General features: G+C 35.1%; 10 protein-coding genes and 8 pseudogenes. 11 read left to right on the top strand and 7 right to left on the bottom strand.

Annotation, left to right across the window (positions count from 1 at the left end; translation table 11 throughout):
- Window positions 1–108 precede the first annotated feature (108 nt).
- The gene (gene gapA / locus ARADI_RS03305; protein WP_119711110.1) at window positions 109–1104 is read right to left on the bottom strand and encodes a glyceraldehyde-3-phosphate dehydrogenase; all 996 of its coding nucleotides are present in this window, start codon (window positions 1102–1104) and stop codon (window positions 109–111) included.
- Between the two features lie 353 nt (window positions 1105–1457).
- Here gapA and msrB point away from each other — a divergent pair.
- Window positions 1458–1810, top strand: a pseudogene (msrB, locus tag ARADI_RS03300) (peptide-methionine (R)-S-oxide reductase MsrB).
- Window positions 1811–1910: 100 nt separating this feature from the next.
- Complete coding sequence (locus tag ARADI_RS03295; RefSeq protein ID WP_119711109.1) at window positions 1911–2168, top strand: YeaC family protein; 258 nt, start codon at window positions 1911–1913, stop codon at window positions 2166–2168.
- A 38-nt stretch (window positions 2169–2206) separates the two neighbouring features.
- Here the strand turns inward: ARADI_RS03295 and pncA are convergent.
- The 3 genes and pseudogenes from pncA to sppA form a co-directional block, all read right to left on the bottom strand.
- Window positions 2207–2869 (bottom strand): annotated as a pseudogene (gene pncA, locus ARADI_RS03290) (bifunctional nicotinamidase/pyrazinamidase).
- Window positions 2870–2879: 10 nt separating this feature from the next.
- Window positions 2880–3857 (bottom strand): annotated as a pseudogene (gene ansA, locus ARADI_RS03285) (asparaginase).
- A 197-nt stretch (window positions 3858–4054) separates the two neighbouring features.
- On the bottom strand, window positions 4055–5935 hold the full coding sequence (gene sppA, locus ARADI_RS03280; protein WP_119711108.1) for a signal peptide peptidase SppA: 1881 nt from the start codon (window positions 5933–5935) through the stop codon (window positions 4055–4057).
- Between the two features lie 250 nt (window positions 5936–6185).
- Here sppA and ARADI_RS03275 point away from each other — a divergent pair.
- The 3 pseudogenes from ARADI_RS03275 (at window position 6186) to ARADI_RS03265 (ending at window position 9712) form a co-directional block, all read left to right on the top strand.
- Window positions 6186–6739: pseudogene (locus tag ARADI_RS03275) on the top strand (NAD(P)H nitroreductase).
- Between the two features lie 10 nt (window positions 6740–6749).
- Window positions 6750–7789: pseudogene (selD, locus tag ARADI_RS03270) on the top strand (selenide, water dikinase SelD).
- A gap of 3 nt (window positions 7790–7792) precedes the next feature.
- Window positions 7793–9712: pseudogene (locus ARADI_RS03265) on the top strand (DNA topoisomerase III).
- Window positions 9713–9764: 52 nt separating this feature from the next.
- Here ARADI_RS03265 and xthA read toward each other — a convergent pair.
- A pseudogene (gene xthA / locus ARADI_RS03260) lies at window positions 9765–10406 on the bottom strand (exodeoxyribonuclease III); the annotation flags it as partial.
- 12 nt (window positions 10407–10418) lie between these two features.
- Window positions 10419–10556, bottom strand: a complete 138-nt coding sequence (locus ARADI_RS22090; protein ID WP_238149085.1) for an endonuclease/exonuclease/phosphatase family protein — start codon at window positions 10554–10556, stop codon at window positions 10419–10421.
- 469 nt (window positions 10557–11025) lie between these two features.
- Between ARADI_RS22090 and ARADI_RS20575 the strand changes: the two genes are divergently transcribed.
- Both ARADI_RS20575 and ARADI_RS03255 read left to right on the top strand, forming a co-directional pair.
- Complete coding sequence (locus ARADI_RS20575; RefSeq protein WP_369406922.1) at window positions 11026–11214, top strand: helix-turn-helix domain-containing protein; 189 nt, start codon at window positions 11026–11028, stop codon at window positions 11212–11214.
- A gap of 30 nt (window positions 11215–11244) precedes the next feature.
- Window positions 11245–11895 carry a LysR family transcriptional regulator gene (locus tag ARADI_RS03255; RefSeq protein WP_369406921.1) on the top strand — a complete coding sequence of 217 codons (651 nt, stop codon included), beginning with the start codon at window positions 11245–11247 and terminating at the stop codon, window positions 11893–11895.
- A gap of 452 nt (window positions 11896–12347) precedes the next feature.
- Here the strand turns inward: ARADI_RS03255 and purU are convergent.
- Window positions 12348–13184 (bottom strand): annotated as a pseudogene (gene purU / locus ARADI_RS03250) (formyltetrahydrofolate deformylase).
- Window positions 13185–13833: 649 nt separating this feature from the next.
- Here purU and ARADI_RS17145 point away from each other — a divergent pair.
- From ARADI_RS17145 to galU, 4 genes are all read left to right on the top strand, one after another.
- Window positions 13834–14019, top strand: a complete 186-nt coding sequence (locus tag ARADI_RS17145) for a response regulator (protein WP_238149084.1) — start codon at window positions 13834–13836, stop codon at window positions 14017–14019.
- Between the two features lie 135 nt (window positions 14020–14154).
- On the top strand, window positions 14155–14460 hold the full coding sequence (locus ARADI_RS17140; RefSeq protein WP_238149083.1) for a hypothetical protein: 306 nt from the start codon (window positions 14155–14157) through the stop codon (window positions 14458–14460).
- Window positions 14461–14478: 18 nt separating this feature from the next.
- Window positions 14479–14748, top strand: coding sequence for a hypothetical protein (locus tag ARADI_RS17135; protein WP_238149082.1), 270 nt, complete (start codon window positions 14479–14481; stop codon window positions 14746–14748).
- Between the two features lie 155 nt (window positions 14749–14903).
- Window positions 14904–15848: a UTP--glucose-1-phosphate uridylyltransferase GalU gene (gene galU, locus ARADI_RS03240; RefSeq protein ID WP_119711107.1), complete on the top strand. Its 945-nt coding sequence runs from the start codon at window positions 14904–14906 to the stop codon at window positions 15846–15848.
- Window positions 15849–16023 lie beyond the last annotated feature (175 nt).

Here is a 16023-nt window from a genome sequence, read left to right as displayed (position 1 = left end):
TATATTTTTTATGATTAGAAATTAGCTAGTTTAAAAATATCGTTGGATTATATGCCAGAATGAAAAAAGCCGCCATCAATGGCGGCTTGAAGCGAGTAATTACGCTATTTATTTAGCAATATGGACAATTAAATCTAAAACTTTATTTGAATAACCAGTTTCATTATCGTACCAGGCTACTAATTTTACAAAACTGTCGTTTAAGGCAATACCCGCTTTAGCATCAAAAATTGATGTTAGTTTGTCGCCATTAAAGTCTGTGGAAACAACATCATCTTCAGTGTAACCAAGAATGCCTTTTAATTCACCATTTGCTGCCTGTTGGATCACCTGGCAAATTTCTTTATAAGTGGCAGGTTTATTCAAACGAACGGTTAAGTCGACAACTGAGACATTCGGGGTTGGAACACGGAAAGCTATACCGGTTAATTTGCCGTTCAATTCAGGAATAACCTTACCAACAGCTTTAGCGGCGCCGGTTGATGAAAGAATGATGTTTTGTGAAGCACCACGTCCACCACGCCAATCTTTAGCTGAAGGTCCGTCAACGGTTTTTTGCGTGGCAGTCGTTGCATGGACGGTAGTCATCAGACCTTCAATGACACCAAATTTATCATTGATAACTTTCGCTAATGGGGCTAGGCAGTTTGTGGTACAAGAGGCATTAGAAACAATATCCTGACCATTATAGGTGTCATGATTAACGCCCATTACAAACATTGGGGTATCATCTTTAGAAGGGCCAGTTAAAACGACTTTTTTAGCGCCCGCCGCAATATGTTCGCGTGCTGTTTCCTCAGTTAAGAAAATACCTGTTGCTTCCGCAACCACATCGACACCAACTTCATTCCATTTCAAGTTAGCAGGATCTTTTTCTGCTGTGTAGCGAATAGTTTTACCATTAACCACCAGGTGACCATCTTTAACTTCGACAGTACCGTTGAAGCGGCCATGGGTTGAGTCATATTTCAGCATATAGGCCATATAATTGGCATCTAATAAATCATTGATTGCTACGATTTCGATATCTTTACGCTCTTGGGCAGCCCGAAAAACAATACGGCCAATACGACCGAAACCATTAATACCTACTTTGATAGTCATAGTATCTCCACCAGCTATATTTTATTTAATTTAAAAGAATTCAATATTGCTTCTATCGTTACCAAAACCTTGCCATCCGTCAAGAGGAATCGTGTCAATTACCAAAAAAATTGACACATAAAGCACTTTTGTATGTTTGTCAACAAGCTTAAGGTCAATGTTTTGATTTACTATTATCGTTCTGGATAAGGAGATTTAAAGTGAATATTGCTAATATATGTGAATTATCTCACAAATCAGACTAGAAAGACCCGGTTTACACCGGGTTAAAAATAATTGAAATGGTTTAGTGTTAATTTTTGCTCATCATATGAATATAATTACTTTTACTAGAAAATAAGGAAAGCTTTCTTATGACAGAAAAAGAACATAAACGCATTAAGTCAAATAAACTTAATAAAATGCAACATCATGTCACTCAAGAAGCCGGAACCGAGCCACCTTTTTCAGGTAAATTATTACATAATCAACGAGAAGGTATTTATTACTGTCTCTGTTGCCATGCGCCGCTTTTTCTATTACAAACAAAATTTGATACTGGCTGTGGCTGGCCAAGTTTTTATCAACCGATTAATGATCAAGCCGTCAGTTATATTGATAATTTTCCCACGGTATGCAGCGGATAGAAGTGCGTTGCCGTCACTGTAACGCACATTTAGGCCATGTTTTTGCCGATGGCCCACAACCGACTGGGCAACGTTATTGAATTAATTCTGTTGCATTAAGTTTTACTGATCAATAATCTGACGAAGTAATTGAGGGTTAAGTAAGGTTTACACGACGATAAAAAAGAGAAGGGATGAAATATGGAGCTTAATGATTTGGTTAATTTAATGACTATCGATATTTATCAACGATTGCTGACTGCCGTTGAGTTGGGGAAGTGGCCTGATGGTGTTGTGTTAACACCCGAGCAAAAAGAAAATAGTCTGCAAGCTATTATGCTTTGGCAGGCTAGGCATAATCATGATGCTCAGCATATGACGGTGGGCACCGATGGGAATATCATTTTGAAAACAAAAGATGAGCTAAAGCGATTGTTTGATAGTGAACAGCAGCACTAACCAAAATTTATTCGATGTTAATAATAGATTGTCCGTCCTTAACTAAGAGCATGAGTTATAGTCATAGATTGCATGAGCAAATCAGAAGATATTATTAATTTAGCACCAGCTAATACCATTTCTTGTAATGTATGATGACTATCTTCTGGATGAAGATTAACGCCCCTACAACCATCTTGAATAACCGTTACTTGATAACTTAATTGCACTGCATCAAGGACGGTAAATTTTACGCAGTAATCTGTTGCTAACCCCATAATGTATAGATGTTTGATTTGATTTTCTGTGAGCCAATGATCTAACTGAGTTGCATGTTGATGATCATTATAAAAAAAAGCACTATAGCTATCAATTGTGGCATTCACCCCTTTTTGAAAAGTTGCCTGGATGGCTGACTGATTAAGTGCTGGATGGAATTGTGCTCCTTTCTGATGTTGCACACAGTGAACTGGCAACCAAATTTGGCGTAGGCCATTAAGTTTCCCCTCTGTGCCTACCTGAGTTCCTGAGTTAATGGCAAAACTTAAATGATCAGCAGGATGTCAGTCCTGGCTGGCAATAATAACGATATTTTGTTGTTGGCAGTAGGCGATAACATTATTAGCTGTACTAATAACACTTTCACTATCTAACACTTCTAGGTCGCCCCCTTTACAAGGGTCATTTTGCAGATCGACCAGCAATGATGCAGTATTAGTCATTATGTTGTCCTTAATAATTGTCACTATAGCTAAGTTCACCGCGCAAATTTTTTTGCATTAGCGTACGAATATCATTTGAAGATAAGGATTGACTAAGTAAATAATGAAGCTTGGTAAGGGTTGCCTCAAAAGTCATATCATAACCACTAATAACACCAACTTTGGCTAATGCGTGCCCGGTTGCATACCCATTCATGTTAACTCGTCCAGAGAGGCATTGTGTCAGATTAATGACGATAATATCGTGTTGACAGGCCTTTTCAAGGCATTTTAACAACTCAGCTTGTGAAGGTGCATTATCAACACCGTAAAACCGAAAATGAGTGCTTTGGTGGGTTGCAATAAGATGTTTTCGATACTTTGTACTGAAATACCAGGATAAATAGTAACAACCCCAATGGGTTGAGGTGTGATTTTATGGCTGCTGAAATTGCCGACGTTTTTTGGCAATGGACAGCTTTGTAAACAACGGATATGAATACCTGCATCAATCAATGCTGGACAATTAGGAGAAGTAAAGGCATCAAAACCATCAGCATGTGATTTGACGATTCGGTTACCCCTAAATAATTTTTTATTAAAAAATAGTGTCACTTCATTGATAGGGTAATTTGCCGCCAAGTACAATGCATTAAGAAGATTAGTTTGGCCATCTGATCTTAACGCTTCCAGTGGTATTTGTGGCCCTGTCACGATAATCGGCTTATCTAGGTTATCAAACATAAATGAAAGTGCAGAGGCGATAAATTCCATCGTATCGGTACCATGTAGAATAACAAAACCATCATAGTTTTCATAATTATCACTAATATCATCTGCAATGCACTGCCAATCTTGTGGTGTCATATTAGCGTAATCAATTAAAGGATTATGTTCACGAATCGTGAAATTTGGCATTTCAGCGCGATGAAATGCTGGCATGCTGGTCAGTTGTTTTTGTAGTAGGTGGCCGAAAGCTGGCACGTATCCATGGGATGGAGTATTGCATGCCAATAGTGCCGCCTGTGTAAACGACATGGATGGATTTTTTTTCATTCTCTTTCCTAACGATATGAATAAGTGAAAATTGATAAATTTAAAGAATTATAAAGTAGTTAGCTAATAAAATCTGTGGGATATTAAATACTAATATAAAATAAAGCACCCATATGCAGGGCGCTAGAATTGAACAATGATGGCTATTTATTAATAAACTTCACCACAATTTAAACAAAATGCGTAGCGATTTTGTGGATCATTCATATGCTGGTAAAATTTGATTTGTTGCTGAAGGTTGTTAGCCATTTTTTGCGGCAGTAACAATTGCAGTGTATTGGGCATCATTGCCTCAGCGCTTGAAGTTAATTCAAGTATTAATTGATCAATAAAAGAACGTTCAGGCTGCATCCAGTCAAGTGACGGTGTAGTAATTTTAGCTAATTCAGCCGCTTTATTTACCGCATCGTCAAAATCACCCAGTTTATCAACCAAACCGTTTTGTAGCGCGTCTGAACCTACCCACACCCGACCTTGAGCGATTTTATCTATTTCTGCTGGTGTTTTGTGGCGCGCCTGAGCAACATATTTTAGAAAGGTGTTATAGCCATTTTCTATGGTGATTTGCATCATGTCAGAAAATTGTTTATTAATCCCTTTTGTAACTGAGATATCCGCTAATCGCGTGGTAGAGACACCGTCAGTATAAACGCCAATTGTATCTAAGCTTTTTTCAAAGGTATTTATCACACCGAAAATACCAATTGAACCGGTCAGGGTTGTTGGACTGGCAAAAATATAATTGGCCGGTGTTGAAATCCAATAACCGCCTGATGCTGCCATTCCTCCCATCGAGACTACAATAGGTTTATTGGCCTCGCGGACAGCAACAAGTTCATTCCTTATCGCTTCTGAAGCGGTAACACTACCACCAGGACTATTAACACGTAACACAATCGCTTTGATATCAGGGTTAAATCTTGCTTTACGTATTTGCGCTACCGTTGTTTCGCTGCCAACCATGCCAGGCTCTTGTAGTCCATCTATAATGGCGCCTTGGGTAATTATCACAGCGATATTTCTAGCTTGCTCATCGGATTGTTTTTGTCGCATTAGCTGATTTTGCTGGGGGTGTTCATCGGCATAATCATAGATACTGATGTAATTAAAATGTTGCTCTTTATCATTCCAACCAAATTTTTTGCTTAACTCTTTCTCCATAACTGAGCCGGTAAATATATGATCAATGAGTTTTTGTTTAATTGCATATTGCGCACTATCACCATTGACGCTTTTTATTTCTTCAATCAATTTATCGGCACCAGGGAAGATATTTTCTGGCGTCATTTGTCGGTTTTGCGCCACGGTTGATAAATAATGTTGCCATAGTGAACCAATACAGACTTTATCGGCTTCACGTGCTTCAGGTGACATATTGTTACGAATAAATGGCTCTACCGCTGATTTATAGGTGCCAACACGGAAAATATGACTATTGACTTTTAGGTTATCCAGTAGCGTCTTATAAAAGAGTTTATTGGTTGAAAAACCGTAAATTCCGACATGACCCTGTTGTGACATATAGATATGATTGGCAAAACTGGCTAAATAATATTGCGATTGATTATAGCCATTACCTACAGCATAAATAGGTTTTCCCGCTTGCTTAAACTCTATCAACGCCTTACCAATATATTGTAAAGATGGCTGGCCGGAACCAATCAGATTATCTAGTTGTAAAACGATACCGGTAATTTTGTCGTCATAGGTTGCCCGGCGGATAATATTTACAATGTCAAATAAGGAGTTTTCTTGCATGCGTTTGTTTGACGAGCCTAACAATTCGCGGCTCATTTTACCAAGAGGATTAGGGATAGAGACTTGATCAACGATCACACCTTGTAGATCAATAAGTAGCGCACCATGATATTGGCTCGTCGATTTTTTTTCACTTTTATAGGCAAAGTAACTGCTTGCTGCGATAAAGATCAAAAAAAGACAGATAAAACTGGTGACAAATCGTCTGATAAAATTAAGTAATCGCCAACTAAATTTAAAACAGGTTGCGATTAAATTCCATGGGTTTCGCATGTGATCTCCAATTATATGATTAACATATTTATCTTAAAAGGACATAAGATAATTGTTAGCCATAACTCATAGAATAATTAAAAATATTATTTTATTGCTATTCAAGCTGATTAAAAATGTTACCTTACTATACTAATGCTGATGATAATATTCTATTTTTGAGAAACATACTTATAAAAAGGTCATTTCTACGCTATTTTTAGCTATTCAATTAGTTGCGATATAAGTGAATTTCAACAAGGAGGAATCTATGGATGCTTTAACACTATTATTAACTCGTCGTTCCATGAGTCATTTGATATCACCAGCACCTGAAGGTCAATTACTGGATAATATTTTGGCAGCCGGAATACGGGCTCCTGATCATGGTACGTTACACGCCCCTGGCATTTTGTGGTGATCCAAAATTAAGAGCTCGATAAATTTGGACAGTTACTGGAAAAAGCCGCAATTAACGCTAATTTGGGTCAAGAAGCTGAAGAGAAAACCAAAAAAGCACCTTTACGAGCTCCGTTAATTATTGCTGTTATTGCTAAAATTGTCGTCGATACAAAAATTCCTGACTAGGACCAAGTTATTACTGCTGGTTGTTGTGTTCATGCTATGCAGATGGCTGCTGTTGCTCAAGGATTTGGTGGCATTTGGCGTACCGGCTCTTGGACCACTGATCCGGTGGTGAGATCAGGTTTAGCTTGCCAGCAAGATGATAAAATTGTTGGCTTCCTCTATTCAGGAACGCCTAAATTTAATCCTACAATGAAAAGTTCTTCACCGGATATAAAGGATTTTGTGACTTATTTTTAAAGGAAAAAATATGCCATCGGAAATTAAATTAACCCAATTTAGTCATGGAGCGGGTTGCGGTTGTAAAATTGCTCCCAATATATTGGAGACCATTTTATATAGTGAACGTAAAAAATTTAATGATCCTCATTTGCTGGTTGGTAACGAGACCAACGATGACGCTGCTGTTTATGATCTTCGCAATGGCATAGGGATTATTAGTACCACGGATTTTTTATGCCAATAGTGGATTCGCCGATTGATTTTGGACGTATTGTTGCCACTAATGCAATTAGTGATATTTATGCGATGGGCGGTAAACCCATTATGGCGATTGCGATATTAGGTTGGCCCATTAATAAAATCCCAGTTGAGATAGCCCAACAAGTGATTGAAGGGGGCGAGTGGTTTGTAAGGATGCTGGCATATCACTTGCAGGTGGTCATTCGATCGATGCGCCCGAACCGATATTTGGTCTTGCCGTGACAGGTGTTATTCATACCACTAAAGTAAAAAAGAATAGTACTGCAGTTGCGGGTAGCCAATTATTTTTAACTAAACTATTAGGAATTGGTATTCACACAACGGCAGAAAAGAAAAAGTTATTGTTACCTGAACATCAAAGGGTAGCGACTCAGATTATGTGTTAATTAAATAAATCAAGTTCAGAATTGGCAAATATTGAAGGGGTTACTGCGATGACTGATGTAACCGGTTTTGGTTTGTTAGGCTATTTAACTGAAATCTGTCGAGCGGCTGATTTACAGGCGACGGTGGCTTTTTCGCAAATAGCTAAATTACCTCATATTGAAAGTTATATTGAGCAAGGGTGTGTACCAGGTAGAACCCAACGTAATTTTGCCAGTTACGGCCATTTTTTAGGCCAGATGACACCGTTACAATGCAATGTATTATGATCCGCAGACCTCAGGGGGATTATTAATGGCGGTGTTACCAACAGCAATTGCTGAAGTTAAGCAAATTGCCTGGCAAAATAATTTATCTCTTAGCGCAATCGGTCAATTAGAGCAATCCAAATCATGCAGAGCGATGATTGAGGTAGTTGAATAACCTATGCGCCGTCTGTTTATTGTAGAAAAGCCCAGTTTAGCGCGGGCTATAGCTGATGTTTTACCAAAGCCACATAAACGACAAGATGGTTTTATTGTGTGTGGTGATTCGCAATATGTGACTTGGTGTATTGGTCATTTATTGGAGCAAGCTGAACCTGAAGCTTACGATCCTCGTTTAGCACGTCGATCATTAACTGATTTACCGATCATTCCTGAAAAATGGCAATTAAAGCCTCGGGCGGCAGTTATTAAGCAACTTAATACTATAAAGCGCTATTAGTTCAGGCCGATGAGATTGTGCAGGTGGGAGATCCCGATCGCGAAGGGCAATTGCTGGTGGATGAAGTGTTAGATTTTTTAGCCTTACCCGATGATAAAAAGCAGTATGTTCAGCGCTGTTTAATTAGCGATCTTAATCCTCAAGCGGTAGTTAAGGCCATTGAACGGTTAAGAAGTAATCGAGATTTTATTCCACTTTGTGTTTCCGCATTGGCTCGAGCCAGAGCAGATTGGTTGTATGGCATAAATATGACGCGGGCTTATACTTTGCTTGGTCAGCGAGGGGGGTATCAAGGGGTATTATCCGTTAGCTGAGTTCAAACGCCAGTATTGGGATTAGTGGTTAGAAGAGATGAAGAGATTGAACATTTTGTTGCTAAAGATTTTTTTGAAGTAAAAGCACATATAATCACGCCGAATAAAGAACGTTTTACCGCTATTTGGGCAGCCAAGTGAAGCCTGCATTGATTATCAGGATGAAGAAGGGCGTCTGATTCATCGACCTTTAGCCGAGCATGTTGCTGCACGAATTACGCAGCAACCAGCCTTGGTTGTTGCCTATCAAAATAAACAAGAATCAGAGATTGCGCCCTTATCTTATTCATTGTCGACTTTGCAAATTGAAGCCGCTAAAAAACATGGCTTAAGTGCTAAGGAAGTTCTTGATATATGTCAACAATTATATGCAAAACATAAAGTTATTACTTATCCTCGTTCCGATAGTCGTTACTTACCGCCAGAGCATTTTGCCAATCGTCATGGGGTATTAAAAGCTATTGCTATACATCAGCCAGAACTTACACAATTTGAATTGGCTGAATTAGATAAGCAAAATCGCTGTTGGGATGATAAAAAAGTTGATGCACATCATGCAATTATTCCTACTGCTAAAGCAATAGCGGTGCAGCTTGATCAAAACGAAAGCAAAATTTATGCATTGATTGCTGATCAATATATTATCCAATTTATGGCTAGTGCAAAATTTCATAAGCGGGTTATTGAACTGGAGATCGCAGGTGGAAAATTTATCGCCAAGAGATCGCTTTTTGGTCGAACCTGGTTGGCGAGCAACTTTAACTACTAAGGAACGGGATGCTGATAATGATGGTATGCCACTCCCTGAGGTAAAGGTAAAAAATGAATTATTTTGCGAGCAGGGTGAAGTAATAGAAAAGCAGACTCAGCCACAAAAACCCTTTACTGTGATCCCACTTTGTTGTCGGCTATGACCGGTATTACCCGTTTTGTGCAAGATAAGGCGCTGAAAAAGGTATTGCGAGCAACGGATGGTTTAGGAATAGAATCGACCCGAGCGGGTGTTATAGAACTGTTATTTAAACGTAAATTTTCGTTATATCCATGCTGCGCCAGCAGGCATCGCCTTATATAAAGTTTTACCGCTGGTGACAGTATTGCCTGATATGACTGCTCACTGGGAGTCTAAATTAACCAAAATCAGTGAAAACAGTTTCGTTATCAGAATTTTATGTCACCATTAGCAGATACATTGAAAATGTTAATCCAACAAGCTAAACAACAAACTGATTTAACCATATTCCATACAATAGCGGTCATCGAAGAGAAAAAGTTATCAGTAAAGAAGAAGAGAGCTAGTCGAAAAAGACAATCAAATGATAACTAAGTGTAAAATAGTAGTATCATTTAATTTTAACTTAATTTAACTCAAATTTTGCTCAAATAGGCGCATGATCTGAAGGTTTTTCCATACTTCTAATGTCATAATCAATGCCCGTTTCACCACAGCAGGCAAACAACGAACTAGAGGCTAAGATCAAATCAATTCGCAAATCTCGGTTATCGACAAAACCCTTGGAACGGTAATCAAACCACGAAAATTGATCAGTAATTTCTGGATTTTGTTGACGGTAAGTATCGATTAATCCCCAGGATTTCAATTTATCCATCCATTCGCGTTCTTCAGGTAAAAATGAGCATTTCCGCGCACTTAACCAACGTTTTCTATTAATTTCACCGATGCCGATATCATGATCTGTTGGGCTAATATTCATATCTCCCATAAGAATAATATGCGATTGAGGAGAAAGATTATTTTGCAAATAAAGTTGCAAGTCTTGATAAAATTTTGCTTTTGCTGCAAATTTTGTTGGGTGATCACGGCATTCACCTTGTGGGAAATAACCGTTTATTATGGTAGTTGTGCCTTTTTCTATTTCAGTATCTGCCATAATAATACAGCGCTGGGCAATCAATATCGTCGCCAGGAAATCCCTTTTGAATAGTAATTGGTTTTTGTTTTCAAAATAGCGCGACACCATATAATGTGCTTTTTGTCCATGGTAGCAGATATGATAGCCTAACTGATTAACTTAATCTAAAGGGAATGCACCATCATCAACTTTGGTCTCTTGTAAGCCTATGACATCAGGTTGATGTTTTTCGATGATAGCTTCAAGTTGGTGGATGCGTGCTCTTAGGCTATTAATGTTAAATGAGACAAATTTCATTCGAATTGGTTACCTAATTGAAATATATTTATAAAAACATTTTATCAGATTGAATATATAAATGTAACCCATTATATAAAACACTTTCTTTTATTTATTAATGAATTATTTTTTATATTTAAATTATTTAGCGTGATTGGCAGTGATTAAATTTTAAAAAAATATATAACTTTAAAAAATAATTAATTTAATTCAAATTAATAAATTATAATTAAAAATGCACTATATGAAAATTTGTTTTTTGTCAGAAAATATTAGCTAGATGTAATGATGTCATTTGCTAAAAATCAATTTATGAAATTAATTATCGAGATTTAATTATTTTTCTTTAAATTATTAGCCTAAGTGATTTTATCTTAAAGAGCTGTAAAAAGGTATTCTTTTTGAATTTCTGTGTCAGCTATAAATTATTAAATAGATATTTAAATTTTTTCTATTTGATATTTAAGATTGAAGTGGAGTAATCATTATGTTTTTCTCAAGAAAGTTAGAAGCTTTTATGGCAGTTGTTGAACAAGGTTCATTATGTAAAGCGGCGAGAATATTGCATCGCACGGCTCCCCCTGTCGCAAAATTAATTAAAGATTTTGAGGCCGTATTAGGTAAAACGCTGTTTAAAAGGAAAAAATCCGGCATGATTTTAACAAAGGAAGGGTAATAACTTTATAATGATTTAAAAAATTTATATTTGCAGGAAAAAGAAATTACTAAAAGATATGTTGGTAATGAATTTCGTAATGTGGTTAATATTTATTATGACTGGGGTAAAAACCATCATTTAATAAAACTTTATCAAACAGCAGGTATTAATAAAATACCAATAAACGTTTTAAAATTTGATTATGATAAAGTAAATGAAATATCAGATTATGATGGTGATGGCAATATTTTAATTTTAAGTTTAGAAAAAATTGTAAGTGAACGTTTTATTTTGTTAAAAAAATTACAAAAAGAGACTATTGGTATATGTTGTCGTAAACAACTTTACGAACATGCTGAAAAGAATCTATTAAAATTATTGAATCAATTTCCTTGGCTATGTGATCCGGTCTTATATAAAAGTCAATTTATTCGAGATATAGAATCAAAAGCGACGATAGGGGCAAATAGAATCAATATCAGATGGATGGAAAACAGTGGTTTTTGCGATGGATTAATACAAAATGGTGATTACATCGGTTTAACCGATAAATTACCCGAAACCTGTCAATCAACACCTGACATTATATTTTTACCGCTAGATGAGCTTAGCATGACAAATAGTTGTTATTTTTATAAATCTAAAGCACATGGTAGTATTTTGAATCGGGTTATTGATGCAATTAAAAAAATATATTAATCAATAAGTAAAATATTAATTGGGCAAAATTATGGTTGTTCTGATGCTAGTAACCACAGGGTTTGTAACTTGCGAGTTTTTTCTAGTGAATAGACAGAGCAAGCGTTAACTGCTCTAAGTGCCTATCTATTTGAAATTTAATCGATTAGTCAGAACTATTATCCTTGTTCATTAGTTCATTAGTTCATTAGTTCATTAGTTCATTAGTTCATTAGTTCATTAGTTCATTAGTTCATTAGTTCATTAGGTAAAATTTAAATGTAATAACGATGTCAGTTTTTTTAAATATAGTTAATAACAAAAATCATCTATCATGAAAAATAATTAAATAAAATATTTTATAAAAATTAAATTTAATAAAATAATTGTGATTGTTTAAAGGTAATATTATGTACTCTGTATAATAATTACCTTTAAAATAAGTCAGGCTATTTTATTAAATATAGGATAGGTTAAAGAATAATCGTGCGGTTGCCATGAACAAAAACACGTTGTGCTAATATCCAGTATAAAGCGTGGCTCAAAACATTTTTTTCAACGTCTTTACCTGCTCGCATCATATCCTCAGCAGTATAACTATGATCAACGTTAATCACATTCTGAGTGATAATACGGCCTTCATCGAGATCATTATTGACAAAGTGCGTCGTTGCTCCAATGATTTTGACACCACGTTGATAAGCTTGATGATAAGGTTTTGCACCAATAAAAGCTGGCAAAAAAGAGTGATGGATATTAATAATTTTATTGGGATAATGTTGAACGAAATCAGGCGTAAGTGTGCGCATATATTTTGCTAAAACCACATAATCAGGATCATAATGGTAAATTTGTTCTTTTAATAGATGATCATGTTGTTATAGCGTTAAATTTTCATGGCTAATGTTAGTGAAATGGGATATTAAATTGTTCAACTAGTGATCTTAATGTCTCGTGATTACCAATTACAGCCGCAATTTCCACATCAAGACCATCATAGGCGTTTTTCATTAATAGATCACTTAAGCAGTGTGCTTCTTTGGTTAACATAATAACAATGCGTCGTTGATTTGCTGTACTTAATTCCCGTTTAGACGCTGATGGTAAAGTATCGTCGAGATCAGCTAATAATGTATAATACCGTTAAGTTCGGTACGCATGAAAAAACAGTTCGTCTGATGGTCAATAAATTCATTATTTTGAACAATATTTAATTGATGTTTATAACAAATATTTGTGATTTTAGCGATTAACCCTTTTGCATCAGGGCAGATGGTGTGAAGAATTTTATTTTGTTTTATTGCATGAATGGTCTTTTCCTTCAAATTTTTTTGTTACAAATATCGCAAAATAGGAAATTTTAATCTTGTTACGATAAAATGTGGTAATTCTGACTCTTTTAGGAGTATTATCGCAATGTTTTTTTTAAAATTTCATTAAAATTATTTAAAAAAAACATCTTTTTATTATTGTAAATCACATTTTTATCATTTGGAATATTGATTAATTAAAAGAAAACAAGCGCTTTAATAGATAAATATGAGTTATTTATGATTAATTTATCTGAAAACTTTAACAAAGGTTCATTTTTATCTTTATATCCACTTTTAATTGGGTAAATAATGTTACTCAATAGTGACTGAATCATCCTTAGTGCTATTGATCATTTATCTACTTTTGTTTGCTGATTTGAATTTTAGATATTGATAACAATAAATGAAAAATAATTATATATTTCAATACAAAAAAATATATAACTTTAAGTGTCAATCCGTAAAATATTTGTTCTATCATAAGTACTATTTTCTAAAAAGATAATATCGTCAATGGCATTTTATGTAATGTAAGGCTGGCATATGAAAGAGAAGAAAATATTAATTGTAGAAAATGAGGTGGTTTTTCGCTCCGTATTGAGAAATTACCTTAAATCATTTGATGTGATTACTTATACAACCAGCAATGGGCAAGGAGGCCTTAGATATTATTAATGCTGTTGAGCATCTTGATTTGATTTTATGTGATTTAAGCATGCCTGTGATGAGTGGTGAGACTTTAATGCAGAAATTGGTGGAAATGAAGTGTGAAATTCCAGTTATTGTTATTTCAGGAACAAATAGAATTAGTGATTTAGATAGAATGCTTTGACTTGGGGTAAAAGATGCATTATTAACACCGATTGTTGATTTTGATGATGTTAGAGAGACGATTATCCGTAATTTGTATCCAGATATTGTAGAAACAACCCTTCGTTTATCTGCTGAGCTTTTTCATATTTAGCAAATGGTACAGCACGAAAAGCATGATATTTTGCTAGTTTTACTTAAGCTGCAGCCCAAAGTAAATCAAACATTGGCAAATTATAAAATTAATTATCGGCAACTAAAAGATATTAATAAAATTGGATTATTATTTAATTTAGCAGAACTTTCTGATAAACAAATAGGTTTTTATTGCCTTGATATTGAGTATTCTTCGGGTGATGGTGTTATGGCTGCATTATTACTTAAAGTTGCATTTAATGAATTATTGCAAACCTATCTTAATAGCCAATCAAACAAATTATTTAATATTAGTGAAATGCTTTAGCAAATAAACACTTTATTAATGGATTTAAATATTAAAGGACAATTTCCAATTTTATTAGGTTATTTTTATACTGAAAGTAAAACAATTGTATTAGCTTCAGTAGGACTTAATGTAAAATTAAAAACTGAGAATAAAGAAGTCGAATTGTCATCAAGTGCACCATTGGGTAGCTTACAATCAATTGCTTATCAGCAAATAATGGAAAAAGGAATAGATTGGCAATGTAAAATATGGAATCATAAACATCGAATGACTTTAATGTTTAATTCATTGGTGGAAATATTATAATTATTTACTTTTTATAGGATTGTTAACCTAGGCCAATTTTCTCTAGTTTGCTATTTATTTGGTACATTTTACTGCTATACTCGCCACAAAAGTTGTTGAAAATCTATCTGTCACATTTCATTAGTATTTTGTATTTAGGTAACTTGGTAGAAAAAATGAAATTAAAAAAAGCGGAAAAAAAAGTTAGCAAAGCTGTTATTCCTGTCGCAGGATTAGGAACTCGCATGTTGCCGGCAACCAAAGCGATCCCTAAAGAAATGTTACCTTTAGCGGATAAACCACTTATTCAGTATGTAGTAAATGAATGTATATTTGCTGGTATTCATGAAATTATATTAGTCACTCACTCTTCAAAGAACTCAATAGAAAACCATTTTGATACTAGTTTTGAATTAGAAGCAATTTTGGAAAAGCGCGTTAAACGGCAATTATTAAATGATGTACAATCCATATGCCCAAGTTATGTCACAATTATGCAAACGAGACAAGGTATCGCAAAAGGGCTTGGACATGCCATTTTATGTGCAAAACCATTGGTAGGAGAGGTGCCTTTTGCTGTAGTTTTACCGGATGTAATTATTGATCAATATTCTTCGGATTTGAAACAGTATAATTTAACCGCAATGCTGAAGCGTTATCATGAAACATCAGCCAGTCAAATTCTTGTTGAGCCGGTACCAAAGGAGTCTGTATCCAATTATGGTGTTGTAGATTGTGACAGTTATGAATTAAAAGCTGGTGAAAGCAAAATTATTAAAGGCGTTGTTGAAAAACCTAAAATTGAACTGGCGCCATCTAATTTATCTATCGTTGGGCGTTATGTATTGTCAGAGAAAATTTGGTCTTTATTAGAGAAAACACCAATGGGTGCAGGTGATGAAATCCAGTTAACTGACGCGATTGAAATGTTAATAGAAGGAGAACCTGTTGAAGCCTATCATTTACAAGGTAAAAGCCATGATTGCGGTAATAAATTGGGTTATATGAAAGCATTTGTTGAATATGGTATGCAGCATGAATTTTTAGGTGATGAATTTTCCGCGTGGGTAAAAAAATATCTTAGATTGCTAATTGTTGAGAAATTTGATTCAAATCAATAAAAAAACCTGCATGGTATTTTTATACAATATTGCTATTTGTTATTACAAATTTATTTTAACAAGTTCTATTTATGCATAAAATTAAAATGAGATTTATTAATTATATAAGTAGGCAAGGATGTTGTTTAAATGGAGATATTACAAACTATTTCAAATAATAATAATTTGATTTTGC

The organism is Arsenophonus endosymbiont of Aleurodicus floccissimus (assembly GCF_900343025.1).
In the GTDB taxonomy this organism is placed as follows: Bacteria; Pseudomonadota; Gammaproteobacteria; order Enterobacterales; family Enterobacteriaceae; genus Arsenophonus.
The sequence above is the reverse complement of the archived record's forward strand: the minus strand, read 5'-3'. Positions and strand labels throughout refer to the sequence as shown.

What these genes read in the sequence shown, in the direction of transcription:
- gapA (WP_119711110.1), bottom strand. Translation starts at nt 1,104, where the DNA reads ATGACTATCAAAGTAGGTATTAATGGTTTCGGTCGTATTGGCCGTATT.
- ARADI_RS03295 (WP_119711109.1), top strand. Translation starts at nt 1,911, where the DNA reads ATGGAGCTTAATGATTTGGTTAATTTAATGACTATCGATATTTATCAA.
- sppA (WP_119711108.1), bottom strand. Translation starts at nt 5,935, where the DNA reads ATGCGAAACCCATGGAATTTAATCGCAACCTGTTTTAAATTTAGTTGG.
- ARADI_RS22090 (WP_238149085.1), bottom strand. Translation starts at nt 10,556, where the DNA reads ATGAAATTTGTCTCATTTAACATTAATAGCCTAAGAGCACGCATCCAC.
- ARADI_RS20575 (WP_369406922.1), top strand. Translation starts at nt 11,026, where the DNA reads ATGTTTTTCTCAAGAAAGTTAGAAGCTTTTATGGCAGTTGTTGAACAA.
- ARADI_RS17145 (WP_238149084.1), top strand. Translation starts at nt 13,834, where the DNA reads ATGGGCAAGGAGGCCTTAGATATTATTAATGCTGTTGAGCATCTTGAT.
- ARADI_RS17140 (WP_238149083.1), top strand. Translation starts at nt 14,155, where the DNA reads ATGGTACAGCACGAAAAGCATGATATTTTGCTAGTTTTACTTAAGCTG.
- ARADI_RS17135 (WP_238149082.1), top strand. Translation starts at nt 14,479, where the DNA reads ATGGATTTAAATATTAAAGGACAATTTCCAATTTTATTAGGTTATTTT.
- galU (WP_119711107.1), top strand. Translation starts at nt 14,904, where the DNA reads ATGAAATTAAAAAAAGCGGAAAAAAAAGTTAGCAAAGCTGTTATTCCT.